The 19,406-nt window shown below is 73.5% G+C and carries 16 protein-coding genes; 5 read left to right on the top strand and 11 right to left on the bottom strand.

The window, feature by feature from the left end; all coding sequences use genetic code 11:
• Window positions 1-109 precede the first annotated feature (109 nt).
• The 4 genes from ABEA87_RS01320 to ABEA87_RS01305 all read right to left on the bottom strand — a co-directional run bounded on the left by ABEA87_RS01320 (window position 110) and on the right by ABEA87_RS01305 (window position 3,643).
• On the bottom strand, window positions 110-778 hold the full coding sequence (locus ABEA87_RS01320) for a type II secretion system F family protein (protein ID WP_345625222.1): 669 nt from the start codon (window positions 776-778) through the stop codon (window positions 110-112).
• A gap of 41 nt (window positions 779-819) precedes the next feature.
• Window positions 820-1,932, bottom strand: coding sequence for a TadA family conjugal transfer-associated ATPase (locus ABEA87_RS01315; RefSeq protein ID WP_425570688.1), 1,113 nt, complete (start codon window positions 1,930-1,932; stop codon window positions 820-822).
• Window positions 1,878-2,924, bottom strand: coding sequence for a septum site-determining protein Ssd (gene ssd, locus ABEA87_RS01310; RefSeq protein WP_345625736.1), 1,047 nt, complete (start codon window positions 2,922-2,924; stop codon window positions 1,878-1,880). The genes ABEA87_RS01315 and ssd overlap by 55 nt, the downstream gene beginning before the upstream one ends.
• A gap of 242 nt (window positions 2,925-3,166) precedes the next feature.
• A complete protein-coding gene (locus tag ABEA87_RS01305; RefSeq protein WP_345625220.1) occupies window positions 3,167-3,643 on the bottom strand; it encodes a GNAT family N-acetyltransferase in 477 nt (158 codons plus the stop codon).
• Window positions 3,644-4,514: 871 nt separating this feature from the next.
• Between ABEA87_RS01305 and ABEA87_RS01300 the strand changes: the two genes are divergently transcribed.
• On the top strand, window positions 4,515-5,342 hold the full coding sequence (locus ABEA87_RS01300; protein ID WP_345625218.1) for an HAD family hydrolase: 828 nt from the start codon (window positions 4,515-4,517) through the stop codon (window positions 5,340-5,342).
• 398 nt (window positions 5,343-5,740) lie between these two features.
• Here ABEA87_RS01300 and ABEA87_RS01295 read toward each other — a convergent pair whose 3' ends face one another.
• Window positions 5,741-6,490: an oxidoreductase gene (locus ABEA87_RS01295; protein WP_345625734.1), complete on the bottom strand. Its 750-nt coding sequence runs from the start codon at window positions 6,488-6,490 to the stop codon at window positions 5,741-5,743.
• A 180-nt stretch (window positions 6,491-6,670) separates the two neighbouring features.
• Between ABEA87_RS01295 and acs the strand changes: the two genes are divergently transcribed.
• Entirely contained in the window at window positions 6,671-8,626 is a 1,956-nt protein-coding gene (acs, locus tag ABEA87_RS01290; RefSeq protein ID WP_345625216.1) for an acetate--CoA ligase, read from the top strand.
• 90 nt (window positions 8,627-8,716) lie between these two features.
• Here acs and ABEA87_RS01285 read toward each other — a convergent pair whose 3' ends face one another.
• Window positions 8,717-9,886: an ROK family transcriptional regulator gene (locus tag ABEA87_RS01285; RefSeq protein WP_345625214.1), complete on the bottom strand. Its 1,170-nt coding sequence runs from the start codon at window positions 9,884-9,886 to the stop codon at window positions 8,717-8,719.
• A 235-nt stretch (window positions 9,887-10,121) separates the two neighbouring features.
• On the opposite strand from ABEA87_RS01285, the gene ABEA87_RS01280 reads away from it, so the two are divergent.
• A complete protein-coding gene (locus ABEA87_RS01280; RefSeq protein ID WP_345625212.1) occupies window positions 10,122-11,045 on the top strand; it encodes an alpha/beta fold hydrolase in 924 nt (307 codons plus the stop codon).
• Window positions 11,046-11,051: 6 nt separating this feature from the next.
• Here ABEA87_RS01280 and ABEA87_RS01275 read toward each other — a convergent pair whose 3' ends face one another.
• Entirely contained in the window at window positions 11,052-11,417 is a 366-nt protein-coding gene (locus ABEA87_RS01275; RefSeq protein WP_345625732.1) for a hypothetical protein, read from the bottom strand.
• Window positions 11,414-14,392, bottom strand: coding sequence for an SseB family protein (locus tag ABEA87_RS01270; RefSeq protein ID WP_425570686.1), 2,979 nt, complete (start codon window positions 14,390-14,392; stop codon window positions 11,414-11,416). The genes ABEA87_RS01275 and ABEA87_RS01270 overlap by 4 nt, the downstream gene beginning before the upstream one ends.
• A 322-nt stretch (window positions 14,393-14,714) precedes the next feature.
• Between ABEA87_RS01270 and ABEA87_RS01265 the strand changes: the two genes are divergently transcribed.
• Window positions 14,715-15,164 (top strand): S8 family serine peptidase, encoded by a 450-nt coding sequence (locus tag ABEA87_RS01265; protein WP_345625210.1) that lies wholly within the window; start codon window positions 14,715-14,717, stop codon window positions 15,162-15,164.
• A gap of 83 nt (window positions 15,165-15,247) precedes the next feature.
• Here ABEA87_RS01265 and ABEA87_RS01260 read toward each other — a convergent pair whose 3' ends face one another.
• The 3 genes from ABEA87_RS01260 to eccB form a co-directional block, all read right to left on the bottom strand.
• A complete protein-coding gene (locus tag ABEA87_RS01260) occupies window positions 15,248-15,541 on the bottom strand; it encodes a WXG100 family type VII secretion target (protein WP_345625208.1) in 294 nt (97 codons plus the stop codon).
• 19 nt (window positions 15,542-15,560) lie between these two features.
• Window positions 15,561-15,878, bottom strand: coding sequence for a WXG100 family type VII secretion target (locus ABEA87_RS01255; protein WP_345625206.1), 318 nt, complete (start codon window positions 15,876-15,878; stop codon window positions 15,561-15,563).
• Window positions 15,879-16,076: 198 nt separating this feature from the next.
• Window positions 16,077-17,513, bottom strand: coding sequence for a type VII secretion protein EccB (gene eccB, locus ABEA87_RS01250; RefSeq protein WP_345625204.1), 1,437 nt, complete (start codon window positions 17,511-17,513; stop codon window positions 16,077-16,079).
• Window positions 17,514-17,598: 85 nt separating this feature from the next.
• On the opposite strand from eccB, the gene eccE reads away from it, so the two are divergent.
• Window positions 17,599-19,323: a type VII secretion protein EccE gene (gene eccE / locus ABEA87_RS01245; RefSeq protein WP_345625203.1), complete on the top strand. Its 1,725-nt coding sequence runs from the start codon at window positions 17,599-17,601 to the stop codon at window positions 19,321-19,323.
• The last annotated feature ends 83 nt before the right edge of the window (window positions 19,324-19,406 follow it).

Raw genomic sequence — 19,406 nt, 5'->3', positions numbered from 1 at the left:
CCGGCAGCCTCACCGCGCGAACGGGCGACGCGGTCTTCGCGCGCGGTCGCGGTACCCCGTCGGCCGGCCGAGCCGGCCAACTCCCCGGTCACGGCGGTCCGGCGGCGGCTCATCCCGCCACCCCGGCGATGCTCCGGGCCAGCCGGCCGGACCAGGCCAGGCCGGCCACCTGCAGCAGCAGGGCCAGCCCCGCGCAGACCCCACCCACCGGGGTGCGGAACAGGATGTGCAGTGGATCGGCGCCCATGCCGTAACCGACGCCAATGCCGGCGACCGGCAAGGCCGCGAGCAGCCATGCCGTGGCACCGGCACCGGAGGCCTCGGCGGCGGCGTGGCCGCGGATCCGGTCGAGCCACCGAACGTCGGCCTCCAGCCGTTCGAGCAGATCGGCCAGCGGAGACCCGGCCGCCTCGGCCACCTCCCAGGCGCTGGCGAGGCGCTCGACCAGCCGCGCCACCGGCGCCGCATCGGACGCTGCGAACGCCGGCAACGCCGCGCTCAACGCGCCGCCCGGCGCGACACCGGCCCGCAGGTCGGCGGCGAGCACGGCGACCGCGTCCAGCGCGCGGGCGGTCGCCTCGTCCACGCGGCGCGTACGCCGTCGGCGCAGCAGTGCCAGTGCCGCGAGGGTGGCGTAGACCGCCGCCGCGGCGCCCGCGACCGGGCCGCCCGCCGGTACGGCCACCGCGGCCCCGAACACCCCGGCCGCGACGGCCACGGTGCGGGGATGGCGATCGGCGAGCGCCGGCCGGCCCGTGGGCCGGGAGGCGGAGGTCAACAGCCTGAGCCTGCGCCTGCGGCGACGCGGCGCGAGCAGACTCATCGCCGGACGCCCAGCGCGGCCGGGGCCGTGACGTCCCGGGCGGCCAGCAGGTCAACCAGTTCCCGGGCCGCCGGTCCGGCCCCGGTGCCGCGCTGCCAGGCCGGCACGGCCTTCACCATCCGCTGCGGACCCGCCGGCGCCAGCAGGCACACCTGATCGAGGACGCGCCCGGCCGGCCCGCGCCGCAGATGCACCGCCACGCGCAGCGCCGCCGCTATCTGCGCGTGCAACGCGGCGCGGGGAACCCCGCCGAGCAGCCCCAACGCCTCCAGCCGGGCCGGGATGTCCATGGCGCCGTTGGCGTGTAGCGTGCCGGCGCCGCCCTCGTGGCCGGTGTTCAGCGCGCCGAGAAAATCCAGCACCTCGGCGCCCCGGCACTCGCCGACCACGAGCCGGTCGGGCCGCATCCGCAGCGCCTGGCGCACCAGCTCACGCAGCCCGATGTCGCCCGTGCCCTCCACGTTGGAGGTGCGGGCCTGGAGCCCGACCACGTGCGGATGGTTGGGCCGCAGTTCGGCGGCGTCCTCGACCAGCACGATCCGTTCGTCGGGCGGAACCAGTCCGAGCAGGCTGGTCAGCAGCGTGGTCTTCCCGGAGCCGGTGCCGCCGGAGACGACAAAGGCGAGCCGCGCCGCGACGATCGCGGCGAGCAACTCCGCCCCGACGGCGTCGAGCGTCCCCGCGGCGACCAGGTCGGCCAGCGTGAACGAGCGCTGGCGGAACGTGCGCAGCGACAGGTAGGGCCCAGCGGTCGCGATGGGCGGAAGCACGGCGTGCAACCGGCTCCCGTCGGCCAGCCGGACGTCGACAAACGGGGCCCCCTCGTCGAGCCGGCGGCCGCCCGCCGCGGCGAGGCGCTGCGCCAGCCGCCGAACCTCGTCCACGCCGCCCACCGCCAGGGGCGTGCGAATCAGCCCCGCGCCCCGGTCGACCCAGACCTCCCTGCCGTTGACCAGCAGGTCGGTCACGCTCGGATCGCGCAGCAGCGAGGTCAGGGGGCCGGCCGCGGGTACGTCGGCGCGGATCCGGCCGGACAGCGGATGTGCCCCACCCATCACGCGACCGCCTTGGTCATACCGAGCCCTAGCTCGGTGAGCAGCCGCTGGCACAGCCTGGCCAACGGGCTTCGCCCGTCCCGGGCGGGTGGTTGCCCACGCTCCAGCCCACGGGCCAGTCCTGGCTCCGGGCGCAGCACCCCGGCCAGCGGCAGCCCGAGCGCCTTGGCGACATCGGGGCCGCGTAGACCGCCCGGGGCGGGGCCACGTACGACGATGGAAAGCGACGGGCAGTGCGGCGCGGCCGCGGCGGCGACCCGGGCGGCGGCGGCGCATGCCCGAAGCTCCGCCGGCACCACCAGATATCCGCGGTCGGCCGCTTCCAGTGCGAGCACCGACGCGTCGTCCAGACGGCGCGGCAGGTCGATGACGACCAGGTCCTGCCCGCGGCGGCCAGCGTCCAGCGCGCTGGCCATCGCCTCCGCCGGCACCGCGAGCACGTCGCCGCGGTCCCACGACAGCACCACCAGCTCGCCCCGCTGCGGCAGCACCTCCACCAGAGCCGGCGGGCTGACCCGACCGCTGGTCTGGGTGAGGGCCGGCCAGCGCAGGCCGTCCAGCGACTCCCAGCCCAGCACCAGGTCCACCCCGCCGCCGAGCGGGTCCGCGTCGACCAGCAGCGTCCTCATGCCGGCCCTGGCCGCGGTGACCGCCAGCCCAGCGGCCAGGACGCTCGCTCCCGCGCCGCCGCGCCCACCGAGCACCGCGACCATCCGCGCCTCCGCCGCGCGGGCGATCCGGCCGATCCGCTGGACCAGCCACGGCTCGGCGGCCGGCAGGGTGGCGAGATGCTCGGCCCGTAGGTCGTGCGCGACGTCCCAATCCGGCGGTCCCGGCTGCTCATGGTGCCCGACCAGCACGATGCCGGGCCGGGACGGCAGCGACGCCCTGGCGCACTCCGCGGCCGCGTCGATGCCGACCAACACCATCGGCGCCTCGACGAACCACCTGGCCGCCGCGACCGCGTCCGGCGCCACGTCCACGATGACCTCCGCCTGGGCTGCGATCGTCAGCAGGTCGTCGAGGAGGTCCAGGTCGGCGGTGATGACCAGCGGGCGGCGGCGATCGGGGACGGGTGCGGCCTGGTGTGCGGTGTGAATGACCATCGCGGCCTCCTGTCGGGCGCGGATCTGACCCGCTCACCGTGGACCGCCACGCCGGCCCGGCCAACCGGCGAAACCATGATCTGTGGACAGCGGGGGTGGCTGTGGAAGCCGTCTCCCGGGCCCGGACGATCTGCTATGACTTCCCCACTGGAAAACGCCGAAAGCGGCGCTCGGCCGGGGACCTACAGCGCCTTGCGCATCTGCAGCGACGTGACCTCGTACCCGGCGGAGGAGTACAGGCTGCGGGCGGTCGGGTTATCGGCGAACACGTTCAGCCCCATCGTCGTGGCGCCGTGCCGGACCGCCTCCCGTTCGGTGGCATCCAGCAGTGCCCTGCCGTACCCGTTGCCGCGCAGTTCCGGACGTACCTCGATGTAGTAGACCCAGGCATCACCGCCGGAGGAGCCGGAGTGCCGCAGCTTCACCCAGACACACCCGACGGCGTCGAGGTCGTCGGTCTCGGCGGTGAGCACGAGTGTGTCCTCGGTCGCGAGCCCGTTCGGCAGGAGTTCATCCATGGCGCGGAGCGCACGATTGCGCGATCCGTCCGCGCCCCAATCGCCCGCGCGCACCCGCTGGTCTGCGTAGTCGTCCACGAGCCGGGCGCGGAAGCCGTCGAATTCCGCAGGGGTCATGGTGCGCAGCCGCAGGCCGTCCATCACGACAGTCTTTCGGTCGGCAGCCTCAATCGCGAGCCCCTTTTCACGGATTCCAGAGGCCGGCGGGCGGTTGGGCCGGGTTCGAGTCGGTAGCGGTTCGCGTCGGTAGCGTTCGTGGCGGCGCGGGCCTGACCGGAAGGCCCCGCCCGGTCGACCCGGTTCGCGGTGCACGCACGGTCGCTCAGACGGCCGTAGGCCCGACGGGGGCGGTTGCCGGTATAAGGGGAGACCCCCAGACCCACCCGAAAGCCCCAGCGCGCCCCTACCGTCCTTTTCGAGGCCGATTCCCGCGCTCACCTCACCGGCCCGGGCCCGATGGCAGGCACACCGGCGACAGGGATGCCGGTGAGAGGGATGCCGGTGAGAGGGATGCCGGTGAGAGGGTGCGATCGCGCCGGGGGCCCGCCGAGTCGGTGCCCGTTGGCCGCCGCCGGGCGCCTTGATCAAGCAACCGCGCGGGGTGGCCGATCCCGGCGAATTTCAAGATCCGTCGTGACCTGCGGAAACCCTACCGCCACGTACCGTGCGGGAATAGGGACGACCCCCGCCGGGGGGTGACGGGGGTCGTCGGGGGTCCGGCTCCGGGGGGGTCGAGCCGAACCCGCTCAGCGGTTACGGGGGGTGCAACCGCCGAGGGTCTGGATGCCGGGCAACGCGGCCGCGTTGGAGTACAGGCAACCGTCGTTCTACAAGCATGCCTGAACCACTCGGCGCACGTCGAGTGGCCTTCGCCCCAACACCCCGCGACACCTTGCGTCGCGATCATTCCGGCACACCATACGCCCATCGATCCCGGGCGGGCATGCCCCTTACGCAACGCATTCGCGTGTCTCGGGGTACGTCGCCGCGGCGGCGGGGTACCCCGCTAGACTTGCCCGCCGTGGGCCATGGCGCCGCCTTCTTCGACCTCGACAAAACCGTCATAGCCAAGTCGAGCGCTCTCGCGTTCGGCCGCCCCTTCTATCGCGACGGCCTGATTACTCGGCGTGACGTAGTGAAAGCTGCCTATGCTCAGCTGATCTTCAAGATCGGCGGCGCCGACGATCAACAGATGATCCGTACGCGCGACTACCTCGCCGAATTGTGCAAGGGGTGGAAGGTCGAACAAGTACGACAAATCGTCAACGAGACCCTTCACGAGCTTATCGACCCCTATATATATGCCGAGGCCGTCGAGCTGATCGAACACCACCAGACGGTCGGGCGGGACATCGTCCTAGTTTCCGCCTCGGGCGAGGAAATGGTCAGACCTATCGGGGACCTTCTGGGTGTGACCGACATCATCGCCACCCGCATGGTCGTCGAGGCCGGCCGGTACTCCGGGGAGATCGAGTTCTACGCGGGCGGGCCGAACAAGGTAGCCGCGATCAAGGAGATGGCCGCCACCCGCGGGTACGACCTGGCCGAGTCGTATGCCTATTCGGACTCGATCAGCGACGCGCCCCTGCTGGAGTCAGTGGGCCACCCGACGGCGGTCAACCCGGACCGCGGACTGCGCCGGATCGCGGCCGAGCAGGGCTGGCCCGTACTGGAGTTCCGGCACCCGATCCCGCTGCGCCGCCGCCTGCGCGACCGCCCGGCGGTGCCGGTGGCGGCCGCCGCGATCGGCGTGGGGGTCGGCGTCGCGATCGGCCTGGCCTGGTACGGGCGGCACCGCCGTTCGCGCCCTGGGGGCCTGGAGCCGACCGGCGCGCTGTGAGGCGACCGCCGCGGCTCGCCCGGCACCCCTGTCACTTCCAGGGGTAGCGCCCTCACGCGAAGCGGCGTAGAACGGGGAGTGCGGCGCCCTTCGGGGATCCGCACACGGCCATCGGGCACCCACGCGCGACCAGCCGCGGCAGGCACGTTGCGGCGGGACCGCGAGGACCGCCGACAACGATTTATATGCACGCTTGGTAACCCGGTAGGACGTGAGTGACGGCGCCTCCACGCGAGGCGCCGTCTACAAAATCGTCACCCGATCGCCATCCGTCGTCCGTCGAGGACCGACCGTGGACGAACCGCCGACGCGGGCCGGGACGGGGATGGACCCGGGCGCGAGGTGCTCCCGGACCGGGGGCGCAGCCCGGGCCGAACCCGAGGAGCGTCCGAGACTCCTCAGAGCTGCTCGGGGCTACCGGCGACCGCGGCGACCGCCGAGAGATCGTCCGCCGCCAGCGATACCACCCCGGTGCAGTGCTTGATCCACGAGCGGATTCCGTCCGGGGTACCGGTGGCGTACGCGCCGGCCGCGCCGACGTACTCCGGCTGCCGGGCCAGGTGCCCGACCTCGGGTGCGAGCAGGCCACGTGGGTCCAACCCGCCCGCGATCAGGGTGATGCGTGCCGCCGCCCGGGCCACCACGCCGTTCGGGCCGGTGAACGAGGCCATCGACAGCAACTCGCCGTGGACGACCGAGGCGAGCAGGAGGGTCGGCACCGAGGTGCCGCCGGCGATCAGGTCCAGCAGGGCGCCCAGCCGGTTCACGTCCGAGCCGGGGATCGGCCTGCCGAGCTGATCCGGCGGTACCGTGTCCCGCGCGGCGAGCACGTGGATGCGCGCCAGCACCTGCCGGGGTACCTTCATCCAGAGGTCGGCGAGCCCGTCGGTCTCCCGGGCGACCCGCAGCGCGCCCTGCACCACGGGATCGGTCACCGTACCGGCCCGGACCTCCTCCGGGTCGTACCCGTGGCCCTCGATCGCGGCGCTGGCCACCGCGGAACGCAGGCCGACCTCGGCCGCCACCGCCCCGCCCGATCGCCGTAGCGCCGGATGGGACAGCGCGGAGTCCACGTTCGCGCGGGCCGCGTCCAGTGCCGGTCCGACATCGACGAGTTCCAGCAGGGGGGCCAGCACATCGCTCACGATCACACAGAGTAGCGATATTCGGCCATCGAACCAAGCACACACTCCGTCGCCGAATACTCACGCCTGCTTGAAGGGTGTTCGTAACCGCGCACAAACGGCAAGATTGAGCCGGCGCGCGCGCAGCATATGCTCGCGTGGCCGATGGTTGGCACGGAAGCTGAGCCGAGAGGGAGCCATTCAATGAGCGAGACATTGGAGAATCTGCTCCAGGAGACCCGCCGGTTCGAGCCGCCGGGCGACCTGGCCGCGGACGCCAACGTCAAGGCGGACGCGTACGAACAGGCCGGCGCGGATCGGCTCGCCTTCTGGGCGACCCAGGCCGGACGTCTCGACTGGACGAAGCAGTGGGACCAGGTGCTCGACTGGTCCAACCCGCCGTTCGCGAAGTGGTTCGTGGGCGGCACGTTGAACGTGGCGTACAACTGCCTCGACCGGCACATCGAGGCGGGCCGGGGCGCCAAGGTGGCCATCCACTTCGAGGGCGAACCGGGCGACCGCCGCACGATCACCTACAGCGACCTGCACACTTCGGTGTGCCGGGCCGCCAATGCCCTGACCGCGCTCGGGATCGAGCCCGGCGACCGGGTGGCCATCTACATGCCGATGATTCCGGAGGCCGCGGTCGCGATGCTCGCCTGCGCGCGCATCGGCGCGACGCACAGCGTCGTCTTCGGCGGATTCTCCGTGGACGCGCTCAAGGGACGCATCCAGGACGCCGACGCCAAGCTCGTGATCACGGCCGACGGCGGGTACCGGCGGGGCAAGCCGAGCGCGCTCAAGCCGACCGTGGACGAGTCGGTGGCCGAGTGCCCGAGCGTGGAGCACGTGCTGGTGGTCCGGCGCACGGGTGAGGACGTGAGCTGGACGGACGGGCGCGACCTGTGGTGGCACGAGGTCGTGGAGACGGCCGACCCGGTACACGAGGCCCAGCCGATGGACGCCGAGCATCCGCTGTTCATCCTGTACACCAGCGGCACGACCGCCAAGCCCAAGGGCATCCTGCACACCACCGGCGGGTACCTGACCCAGGTCAGCTACACCTTCAACGCCGTGTTCGACCACAAGCCGGACACCGACGTCTACTGGTGCACCGCCGACATCGGCTGGGTCACCGGGCACTCCTACATCGTGTACGGTCCGCTGTCCAACGGCGCGACCCAGGTGATGTACGAGGGCACCCCGGACACCCCGCACCGCGGCCGGTTCTGGGAGATCGTGCAGCAGTACAAGGTGAGCATCCTGTACACCGCGCCCACGCTCATCCGCACCATGATGAAGTGGGGCGACGATATCCCGGCCGAGTACGACCTGTCCTCGCTGCGCATCCTGGGCAGCGTGGGCGAGCCGATCAACCCCGAGGCGTGGATCTGGTACCGGCAGACCATCGGTCGCGGCGAGACGCCGGTGGTGGACACCTGGTGGCAGACCGAGACCGGGGGCATCATGATCTCCCCGCTGCCCGGGGTCACCGCCACCAAGCCCGGCTCGGCCATGCGCCCGCTGCCCGGCATCGTCGCGGACGTGGTGGACGACCAGGGCAACAGCGTGCCCAACGGCGGTGGCGGATACCTGGTGCTGCGCGAGCCCTGGCCGAGCATGCTGCGCACGATCTGGGGCGACGACCAGCGGTTCATCGAGACGTACTGGTCGCGGTTCTCGAACATGTACTTCGCGGGCGACGGCGCCAAGCGCGACGAGGACGGCGACCTGTGGCTGCTCGGCCGGGTCGATGACGTGATGCTGGTGTCCGGGCACAACATTTCCACCACCGAGGTGGAGTCGGCGCTGGTCAGCCACCCGAAGGTGGCCGAGTCCGCGGTGGTGGGCGCGACCGACCCCACGACCGGCCAGGCGATCGTCGCCTTCGTCATCCTGCGTGGTGCCGCCGAGGGCGACGACGCGCTGCTGGGGGAGCTTCGCGACCACGTCGCGAAGACTCTCGGACCGATCGCCAAGCCGCGCCAGATCATGCTGGTACCGGAGCTGCCGAAGACCCGGTCCGGGAAGATCATGCGCCGGCTGCTGCGTGACGTCGCGGAGCGCCGCTCGCTGGGCGACGTCACCACGCTGCAGGACTCGACCGTGATGGACCTGATCCAGAACGGCATGTCCGCCGGCAAGTCCGACGAGGACTGACGAGGACGAACGAGACGCACGAGGTGCGGCGCCGGTCGGGAGCGAAACCGCCTCCCGGCCGGCGCTTCCCCGTTCGGGGCCGGGCGCCGGTCAGCCGCGCAGCGAGGCGAGCAGCCCGTCCCGCACCGTGAGCAGGGCCGAGTCCAGCGCGCCGAGCAGCACCGCGTCGTCGGGTACCGAGGTGATCTCGACCGCCGTTTCCAGGGACGGGGTGGCCCGCATGGCCATGATTACCGCGTCGCGCAGCGCGGCGCCGCCGGCCTGCGCCACCTCCCCACCGAGCACCACGAGCGGCGGGTCCAGCACCGCCACCACCGCCACGAGCCCGACCGCGATCCGGTCCGCCAGCGCCGCCAGGAACGGTGCGCCTCGCGGCCCCGCGGTCGCCGCCGTCACCACCTCGGCCGGCGTCCGGCCGGACAGCCCGTGCGACGCGGCCAGGGCGAGTACCGCCCGGCCACCCACCAGACCCTGCAGGTCGGCGTCGCCAACGCCGTCGGCGCTGTACAGCGGCATGTAGCCGATCTCGCCGGCCCCGCCCCTGGCGCCGCGCAGCAGCGTGCCGCCCAGATCGATGGCCAGGCCCAGGCCCTCGCCGAACCACAGCAGCGCGAAACCCTCCGCGCCCCTCGCGGCCCCCCTGCGGCGCTCGGCGATCGCGGCCAGATTCACGTCGTTGTCGACCCCGACCCGGGTGCCGACCCGCTCCTCGATGCGAGCGATCAGCCCCGGCCGGTTCCAGCCCGGCACGTCGACGTGGTGCACCGTCCCGGTGTGCGGGTCGTAGGCGCCCGCCACGCCGATCTGCAGGTACCCGGCGGTGTCGCCGGACATGCCCGACCGCTCGCGTAGCTGCTCGACGAAGCCGCATACCGCGTCCACCGGGTCGACGGCGCGAAAGTCGACCGGAGCCTCGAGCCGGGCGCGCACCGCGCCGGACACGTCGCACACCGCGCCGGCCAGGGCGGGGGTACCGGTCATCACGGTGTCCCGGACGGACAGGGCGACACCGTACGCGGCGTCCGGGTTGGCGGCGTACACCTCGGCGTTCGGGCCGGGCCCGGCGCTGACGTGGCCGACCACGACCACCAGCCCGGCTTCGGTCAGCCGCCGCACCGCCTCGGAGATGGTGGGCTTGGACAGGCCGGTGAGGTCGCGCAGCTCCGCCCTGGTCAGTTTGCCCCGTTCGAGCAGGTGCGACAGCGCCGCACTCTCGTTCATCGCCCGCAACAGCCGCGACGACCCGGCAAGGTGGGTCACCCGTACTCCCCCTGGACCGGCAGAGTCCCTAACAGTTGCCTGGAACGGTAGGGCGCTCCCGGTCCGCCGTCAACGCGCCGGGCCCGAGCCCCGACGCGAGTCATGGCAGCCCGGCCCGCGCCGGGTGGCGGCGAGGCCGGCGTTTCCAGGGGGACGACCCCGGGAAAACGCGACGTGACCCGTGACTCTCGCCTCGATCGTTCGCGGAGCTCGCGTCCGGCCCTACCCTGTGACCATGAGCAGCGCACCTGACGAGTCGGCCGTCCTCATCGAAGGACCGTGGACTCATCGGTTCGTCAGCGCCAATGGCAGCCGCTTTCATGTCGTCGAGGCGGGAACCGGGCCGCTCGTGCTCTTCCTGCACGGGTTCCCCGAATTCTGGTGGGCGTGGCAGCACCAGCTGCGGGCGCTGTCCGAGGCCGGCTTCCGGGCCGTCGCCGTCGACCTGCGGGGGTACGGCGCCAGCGATAAGCCACCGCGCGGCTACGACGGGTACACGCTGGCCGGCGACGTGGCGGGGCTGATCCGCGCGCTCGGCGAGCGCTCCGCGATCCTGGTCGGAAACGGGGCCGGCGGCATGGTCGCGTGGACCACCGCGGCGTTCCACCCCAAGCTGGTCCGCCGGCTGATCGTCACCGGTGCGGCGCACCCGCTGCGGCTGCGCACCGCGCTGGTGTCCGACCCGCGCGGGCAGCTCGCCGCGTCCGCGGCGATGCTGAGGTTCCAGGTGCCGCGCTACGAGCACGCGCTGACCCGCGACGACGCTCAGATGATCGACACGTACATGCGCCGGTGGGGCGGGCCGGCGTGGGTGCGCGGGCCGGACTTCGCGGAGTATTCGCGGCTGTGCCGCACCGCGTTCCAGATCCCGCAGACGGCGTTCTGCGCGCTGGAGGCGTACCGGTGGGCGTTCCGGTCGGTACTGCGGCTGCACGGGTACCGGTTCGTCAAGCTGGTGCAGCAGCCGATCGTCGCGCCCACGCTGCATCTGCACGGCGAGTTGGACACGGCGATCCTGCCGCGCACCGCGCAGGGCTCCGGCCGGTATGTGATCGCGCAGTACGAGTGGCACCCGATCGAGGGCGTCGGCCACTTCGCGTCAGTCGAGGTGCCAGACCTGATCACCGGCGAGATCCTGCGCTGGGCCAAGGAGTCCTAGCTCCTCCTAGACCCGCTGCTCCCGCACGTCGGTGACCTCGGCGGCGGGGACCCAGCCCTGGTACACGCCGAAGTCGAACTCCTCCAGGCTCAGCTCCGCGGCCACCGGCGCCTTGCCGCCCGTGTACTCCACCCGCAGCCAGCTGTCGTGCTCACCGAGCATGATGAACGGCTCGCCGCGCCAGTAGCAGGTGGTCCGCACGTAGACGAACTCGGACACCTCGTCGGCGGGCACCGTGCGCCGGTACCGGTCGCGCCGGATCTCCTCGAAGCCGTCGCGGGGCTGGGTGCTGTACAGCCGCATGTCGTCGCCGTCCGGGCTGACCTCGTACTCGTCGCCCCGCCAGCGGGCCACGTACCCGTCGCGCATCAGAACTCCGACCCGCGACTGCTGCGGCCGGTGATCGGATCCCAACCGGTCTGGTCGTACCCCGCCGGATCGAACCCGTCCTCGTCAGTGCCGGTCGCCTGCTGACCAGGCCCGTCGCCACCGGACTCGGCACCGTCGGGCTGGTCGCGGCCGGGTTCATCGCCGCCGAACGTATCGCCGCCGAACGTATCGCCGCCGAACGTATCGCCGCCGAACTCGTCGCTGGCGGCCTCGTCGCGGCCGGCGTCATCGCGGCCGAACGTGTCGCTGACGGCATCATCGCCGCCGGTCTCGTCTCTGGCGGCCTCATCGCCACCGGCCTCGTCGTGGTCTGGCGTGCCTTGACCCGGGGCGCCTTGGCCTGGGGCGTCCGACAGATCCGGCTTCACCGGGCCGGCGGTGGCCTCGGAGGCGACGCGCTGCCAGCGCGGTTCGTCCGCGTCCAGCAGCGCCACCAGCGTCTCGCCGCTGTCCCGGCTGACCCGCCACATCTCGGCGCCGTGCGGCAGCCGGGCGCTGTCCACCTTGAACTCGGCGATCACGTCGCTGCTCTCGCTGGGCGCGAAGCCGTTGCCACGGAACGGAGGGCGCTCGATCATCCAGCCCTGCATCGCACGCATGCCGGCCTCGTCCCGCCCGCCGTAGGGAACGCGGTACAGGTTGGGCCGGTAGGCCGCCCAACGCAGCACGTAGAGCTCGTTGTCGGACGGCTTGAACGGCGACCCGGGGTAGCCGAGTCCGAGCGCCGCGTACAGCTGCTCGGGCGTCTTGAGGTGGTCCGCCTCGCTGGCCCGGTGCACGAACCCGGAGACCCGGTCGTACCCGCGCTCCAGGAAGTACGCGACCTGGGTCGGCGCGATCGGCTTCTGCATCACGATCGCGTGCACCTCAGGTCGCGCGGACGCGGACGAGGCCGCCTTGTCGAACTCCGCGGACGGATCGTCGCTGAGCCCGACCTCGGCGGCCCACGCGGCCAGGGCACGGATCTGAGCACCGGGCAGGGTGGCCCCGACCGGCGTACCCGGGTTGACCGAGAACGACCAGGACTCCTCGGGCCAGGCCCTGATGAGCTGGACAAACTTCACCGTGACGGCGTCGGTACCGACGCCGAGGTGCTCCTCCATCCGGGCCGGTGAGGTGAACACGACCACGAACGGCTGCCCGTCGATCTCTTCACGCCGCCAGGCGAAGCCGGGCTGCCCCGGCGCGATCGACGTGGATTCGCCCGACGCGACCGGGACGAGCACCCTGGCCAGCAGCAGCGTGGACAGGAAGGTGTCGGTCTGGTTGTCGGACGCGGCGGCGAGCAGGTTGGACTCGACCTCGTTGGCCGGCACGAAATCGGGATCGCGGGGCGCCTTCTCCTCGACCGGCCCGAGCTCCTCGACCGGCCCGAGCTCCTTGGCCGACCCGAACGGTTCCTGCCCCGGTACCCGCGCCCGGCCGGCCGGCTCGCTGGCACGCGTTTCGCCGCCGGGACGGGGTGCGTCACCGGGACGAGGAGCCTCGACCGGCCGCTGCGCCTCGATGGAACGCTGCGCCTCAACGGAACGCGCCTCGATCGAACGCGGCGGATCGAGGCGGCGCGTGGTTTCGCTGGGGCGCGGTGGCTCGATGGCGCGCGTGGGTTCGATGGAACGCGGTGGCTCGACGAACCAGGGCGCATCACCGGGCCGACCCGAATCGCTGGGCCGACCTGAATCGATGGGCCGAGACGTTCCGGTGGGCGGGGCCGGGTCGGAGGGCCAGGGCGTGTCCGGGGACCACGGTGCCTGCGCGGGGCGCGGGGCGTCCATGGGCCGCGTCACGGAGGCTCGCACGGAGCCGATCGCGCTGGTCCCGGACCATCCCGCCGGCGGCGGGGCCGGCGACTGCGGGGAGGCCGGCTGGTTGGGCGGCAAGGGGGCGGGCGCTTCCAGCGGTGGCCGCCCGACATTCGTGGGAGCCGTGTCCAGCGGCGCCGATCGCCCGTACGGCGCCGGGGGCCGAGGCGACGGCGCCCCCGCATCCCCGCCTGCCGGGCGCACGGGCCTCCTCGGCAACGGTGTCGGCGCCCGACTTGTCGCTGGCCGATTCGTCGCTGCCTGATTTGTCCCGCCCTGGTTCGGGAAGGGGGTTGGCCGGCTCGGCAGCGGCGGAGGGCCGACCTGATCGGTGGGGCGCAACGGACGCGCCGGTAGGGACGCGGCGCCCTGGTCGGCGGAGGGCATGGGTCGCCGTGGCAGCATGCCCCCGCCCTGGCCGGCGGGCCTGCCCGGCGGCGTGGCGTCATTCTGGTCGCCCGTGGACGTCGGCCGGCTCGGCATCGGCGGGGCACCGACCTGATCGGTCGGGCGCAACGGACGCATCGGCAGCGGCACCGACGCCCGCCTGGGTCCCGGGTCCACGTGCCCGGCCACGACACCCTGCGCCGGCCGGTCCGGCTCAACGGCCGGCAGCTCGGGCCTGCCTTCGATGGCCCCACCCACCTGCGCGACTCCGGGCCTGATCGGCAGCGGAACGCCGCCCTCGCCCGGCCCGCCGCGCGGGGTCGCGGTGCCGCGAACCCGGGTGGCCTCGACTCGGGCCCGAGCGCCCAGGGACCGGCCGGGCAGCCGAACGTCCCCCCTGGCCAACTGCGCGACGAACCACGCGGGCAGGTAGCTCTCGACGGGCAGCCCCGGGTTGATGGCCAGCCACCAGTCCTGATTGGGCCAGACGGCGGCAAGGTCGTGATACGGAACCCGGCGGGCCGTTCCGACGTGGTTGGTCAGGCTGGCCCGCATCGACTCGACCGAGGTGAAGGCCAGGACATGGGTGCGCCCGCCGTTGGTCCAGGTGCCCCAGCCGGCCGATGCCTGGCCGGAGGTCTCCGCGCCGGAGACCGGCAGCAGGAGGTCGACCCGGGCCAGGATTTTGAAGTACAACTCCTGGTCACCGGCGACCAGAGCGTCCCGCAGCGCCGACTCGGCGTCGGTGGCTGGCTCCCAGTCGGTCACTAGGGCTGCACCTCCACCGCACCCGAGATTTGAATACCGCGACTAAACCTACAAGGCGGACGGCGGGTTGCGCAGCAGGTGGTCGCCTTACGCGCCGGTTCACGGGTGAAGCCGTGCGTCGATACCATCCGGCATGGCCCCGTATGGCCGGCCGAAACCGGGTCGCCGGGGCACATCAACGGCATCCCGGAGGCCACATGCGCCGGGTCAGGACGTCCACCATCACGGCGATGACGCTGCTTGTTGGATTTGCGACACCGGCACGTGGCGCAGAGGCGGCCCGGACGGGCAGCGACTTCCCGACTCCCCGGTCGGGGCCTTCGTGGACCTCGTCGCGCCCGGCGGGGACGTCGTGGCGGCCGGGCCGGGCCGCACGTTGGCCAGCTACGACGCGACGAGCTTCGCGGCGCCGTTCGTGTCGGCGACCGCCGCGCTCATCCGGCAGCACGACCCGGGCCTGCCCGCCGTGCGGGTGTCCGAGCGGATCCTGGCCAGCGCCGACCCCGCCCCCGACGGGCGGCGGTCGAGCGGGTACGGACACGGCGTGGCCAACCCGCTCCGTGCGGTGACCGAGAGCCTCGCCAGCTCCGGGCCGGCCGCCGCGCCGGCACGGGTGCGGATGGCGCCCCGTCCAGTCGCGGCCCCCGACCGGACCCGGGATCGGGCCGCCGCGCTGGCGCTGGCCGGCACCGGCCTCGCCGCACTGGTCCTGCTGGCCGCCGTGGTGATCCGACGCGGGTCTCGGCGCGGCTGGCGGGCGGGCCCGGGCTGAACCGGTCGACACCCGCTCGATCCGCCCACCCGATCCGCCCGCCGCGCGGCGGATAGCCCGCCACGGAGGCGGTGGGTAGCCCGCTACTGGAACAGCCCGGTGTTGCGCCGCTCGGTGTGCAGGTAGTCGGCGGCCGAATCGTCCAGGGCGACCTTGATGTCGCGCAGCATCCGCGACAGGTCCCCAGCGGCCGATCGCCACTTGGCCTGGCGGGCGTCGTACGCCTCGCGGGCCTCCCCACCCCAGCTGGCCACCAGGGGCGCCGCGTCCCGCTCGACCTGGCCCAACTGGTCACTCATCACGTTGAGTGCGGCCTGAATGTCATGACTCGCCTGCTCCAGCGCGGCGAAGTTGACGATGAGTACGTCGTCGCTCATGCCCGTGCCCCTCCCTCTCCTAGAGCGGCAGCCGCACACCGCCGGTCGAGCCCCGCAACCGGTCGGCCGCCGCGCCGTCGGATGTCGTGTATTGCCGGCCGGACGTGCGGATCGCCGTAGCCGTCTCGCCGAGCGCCTGCTGCAGCGCCGCCTGGTCCTCCGCCCAGGCCAGCTTGACCTGCTCGAAGGAGGCGCCGCCGGCGCCCTGCCACTGGCTGCGCAGCACCTCCAACTCGCCGAGCAGCCGCCTGAGCGTGCCCTGCAGCGACTGGTTGACCTGGTCGAACTTGGCCGCGGTGGCCTCCATCACCGCGGCCTGCGCGGAAGTCGTCGACATCGGAACCTCGCCCCCAATCCGTTCGCTTCGCGGTATCACGCCACGGGGTGAACAACGTCGCCGACGGTAGCGATTGATCGGCGACCGTCGCTACCCCATGCTCACCGCCTGTGGATAACTCCCGACTAATCGGGCGACGGAGCCCGGACACGTCGGCGCGTCGGTTCGCGGCGGGCGCATCGGCTGGTGGCGGGTGCGTCAGTTGGTGACCGGGGAAGGGGACCGGGCCGCGTCCGGATCGAGTGTCTGCCCCGCCGGCACCGCGGCGACCAGCGCGGCCGGCATCCGCACCGGGGTCGCCTTGGCGTACCCGAGCATGCCCAGCACCTCGGTTCGCGGCACCGGGTACCGCACGCCGAGGTCCGTCACCAGGCACAACGCGCCGCTGGCCGCACCCGGCGACGCCATCGCCTCCACGATCGCGCCCCGGCCGGGCGCCACCACCACTCGCCCGGCGAGCGGCCCGGCCGGTGAGCCCGCCGGAGCCGACCCCGGAGCCGACGACCCCGGAGCACCCGGCAACGACGAGGCGGTCGGCGACGGGGCGGCGGGCACGTTCACCTGGATGGCCGGCAGCCCCTGCGGACCGCCGATCCGCGCGCATACGCGCGAGTCGACGGTGGCCGGCTGGGCCAGGGCCGGCATGGACAGCGGCGGGGCCAACGCACTGGCGGGCGGGGTCAGCGGGGCCGCCACCGGGGCCGCCGTGTAGTCGCCCGGCGAGAGTTCGATGGCGCCCGAACGCCCCTGTACTCTCGCCGTCCGCTCATCGCCGAGCAGCAGGTTCGCCTGTACCTGCGAGATCGCCGCCAGCCCGGCGGACACCGCGACGGCGTACTGCGGCGCCCCGCCCTGCGGGCGTACCACGAACACCTGCCCCACTCGCGCGAAGCTGGCCTTCGACCGCTTGCCCCGCCCCGTGATCGGCATCGTGTCCAGGTCCGGCCCGGCCGGCACCGCGGCCAGCAGAGCGGCGGCCACGGTCAGCACCGGCTGCCCGCGCCACGCCAGCGCGCCCAGCGCGAAGTCGGTGACCCGGTGCCGGTGGCCGTGCCAGACCAGCGAGATCCCACCGCTCGGGTCGCCCGCCACGCGCACCAACAGCCCGGCATCGCCGAGCGGGCGTCCACCGGGCACCGCTCGTCCGATGTAGAGCGTCGAGGCGCCGCCCTGGTCGGCGCACATCGTCCAGGGCGCGCCCAGCAGGCCGCCGACGTCGGGCAGCGAGTCGGGCGCACCGGCGATGCCCAGCGGGGCACCGCGCGCCACCCGCGCGATCGACCGGCGCGCGACCGAGACCGTGTGCGCCTGCCCGGAGCCGATGACCAGCAGCGCGGAGGCGTAGTTGGGCACCGGGCGCAGGACGCCGTCCAGATAGACGTAACGCGCCCCGGTCTCCTTCTCGACGATCACCGCCGACGGATCCCGCCAGCCGGTGCCGCCGCCCGGCGCGAGCACCCCGTACACGGCGAAGGCCGCCAGCGACAGCGTGCCGACCAGTACTCCGATCAGGGTCGATCCGGCCAGCCGGCGAAACGGCGACTGCGCCGGGTCGGTCTGGCCCGTGACCAGGGCGGATACCACCCGCTGCAGGGTGAACTGATGCGAGTGGAGCTGGTCGGTTCGTGACGCCACGCCGTCCTCCCAGGATTTACGGTCAGCGATGCGTGCGGGCCGGCAATACGATATTCGCCCGATGGCACTGACGGGAGGTGACCGCGTGCCGACTCCGCGACAGCGCGGCGCGGCGGGGACCGGCCGGATCGTGGCGGCCCAGGTCGCCGTGCTCGCCCTGCTGCTCGCGGCGCTGGGCCGGGGCGCGCTGGGCTGGCTGCTCGCCGCGCCGGTCGCCGCCGCCTTGATCGCCCTGGGCTTCCTGCGCTGGCGGCATCGCTGGCTGCACGCCTGGCTGGCCACCGGGCTGCGCTACCTCGCCCGTCCCAGGACCGTGCCGGCCACCGCCGACCCGGCGGCCCTGCTCGCCTTCGTCGAGCCGACCGCCGAGATCGGCGCGGAGCCGGGCGTCATCGAGGACGCGGGCGGCGTGGTCGCGGTCCTCGACCTGGGCGAGGTGGGCACGCTGCACTCCGGCCCGGCGATCCCACTCCCGCCGCCGGTCGAGCTGCGCGCCGCGGGTGGGTGCGACGCCGTACAGCTGATCCTGGCCGCCGTACCGGCCGGCGACCCGGGGCCGGCGGGCACCTCGTACCGGCAGCTGACCGAGGGGCGGGTACCGGCCCGGTGCCGGGCGCTGCTCGCGGTGCGGGTGTCCCGGGCGGACGTTTCGTGGTCCGGGGAGGACCTGCGCCGCACGCTCGCGGGCGGCCTGCGGCGCGTCGAGCGCCGGCTGCGTCGGGACGGGGTCGCGCACCGCCAGCTGGGCGGCCGGGCGCTCGGGGCGGCGCTGGCCGACCTCGCCCCGGTGGTGCCACAGTCGCCGGCGGGCGGTGAGGGCTGGACGGACCTGCGGCTGGGCGGGCTGCACCAGGCCAGCCTGAAGGTCCCCCGGCTCGACCGCCTTCCCGTCGAGATCACCGAGCAGCTGATCTCTCGGCTGCTGGCCCTGCCCGCCGCGTCGACCACGGTCGGCCTGTGCGCCACCACCGCGGGTACCGACCTGGTGGTGCGGGTGGCCGCCGGCACCCCCGGCGGGCTGGCCACCGCGGTGTCCGTGGCGCACCGGCTGTTGGGTACGGCCGGGGTGGTGCCCGAGCGGCTGGACGGGCGGCAGCGCGCCGGCCTCGCCGCGACGCTGCCACTGGCCCGGTCGCTGGACGCCGGCCGGTCGCCGGAGGTCGCGATCCGCGCCGCACTCCCGCCGTCCGGGCTCATGCTCGGCCACAACCGGCACCGCCAGCCGGTGACCGTACGGCTGTTCCGGCCCGAACCGACCCTGGCGGTGCTGCTCGGCGGGGTACCGGCGGCGCAGGTGCTGACCCTCCGCGCGCTGGCGCTGGGCGCGCGGGTCGTCATCCAGACCGCCCGACCCCGGTCCTGGGAGCCCTTCCTGCGCGCGGTCACCCTGCCCACCGGCGAGGTGACCATGGCGCCGCCCGGGTTCGCCGCTCCGAGCGCCCCGGCCGGCCCGCTGGCACCGCAGCTGGTCGTGCTCGACGCCGGGCGGGCGCCCGTCCCGCCCGTACCGGCGGCGGCCTGGCGCGCCTGCCTGGTACTGCGGGAGGAGGTATCGGCCGCGGACACCGCCCAGCTGGCCCGGGCCGACCTGGTGCTCCTCCAGTCGATGCCGCCGGACGAGGGGGCGCTGGTGGCCGCCGCGCTCGGGCTGGGTGGCAGTCGCGAGTGGCTGAGCCGGATCCGGCCCGACCTGGTCGGCGCGGTGAGCCGGCTGGGCGCCGGGCGCAGCGCGGTCCGCTGGGCGATCCTGTCCCTGACGGACATCGAGCGACACGTGATCGGCGCACCGGAGCGGGTCGGAGCCAGCTGAGCGGATCGGAGCCGGCGCAGCGGGGTGGAGCCGGCGCAGCGGGGTGGAGCCGGCGCAGCGGGTGGAGCCGGCTGGGCAGGTCG

This window comes from Rugosimonospora acidiphila (assembly GCF_039543385.1).
GTDB lineage: Bacteria > Actinomycetota > Actinomycetes > Mycobacteriales > Micromonosporaceae > Rugosimonospora > Rugosimonospora acidiphila.
This window is presented reverse-complemented; position numbering and strand designations above follow the sequence as displayed.

Bases quoted from the DNA above. Each gene is read 5' to 3' on its own strand.
- ABEA87_RS01305 (WP_345625220.1), bottom strand. From the start codon at position 3,643: ATGGACGGCCTGCGGCTGCGCACCATGACCCCTGCGGAATTCGACGGC.
- acs (WP_345625216.1), top strand. From the start codon at position 6,671: ATGAGCGAGACATTGGAGAATCTGCTCCAGGAGACCCGCCGGTTCGAG.
- ABEA87_RS01280 (WP_345625212.1), top strand. From the start codon at position 10,122: ATGAGCAGCGCACCTGACGAGTCGGCCGTCCTCATCGAAGGACCGTGG.
- ABEA87_RS01260 (WP_345625208.1), bottom strand. From the start codon at position 15,541: ATGAGCGACGACGTACTCATCGTCAACTTCGCCGCGCTGGAGCAGGCG.
- ABEA87_RS01255 (WP_345625206.1), bottom strand. From the start codon at position 15,878: ATGTCGACGACTTCCGCGCAGGCCGCGGTGATGGAGGCCACCGCGGCC.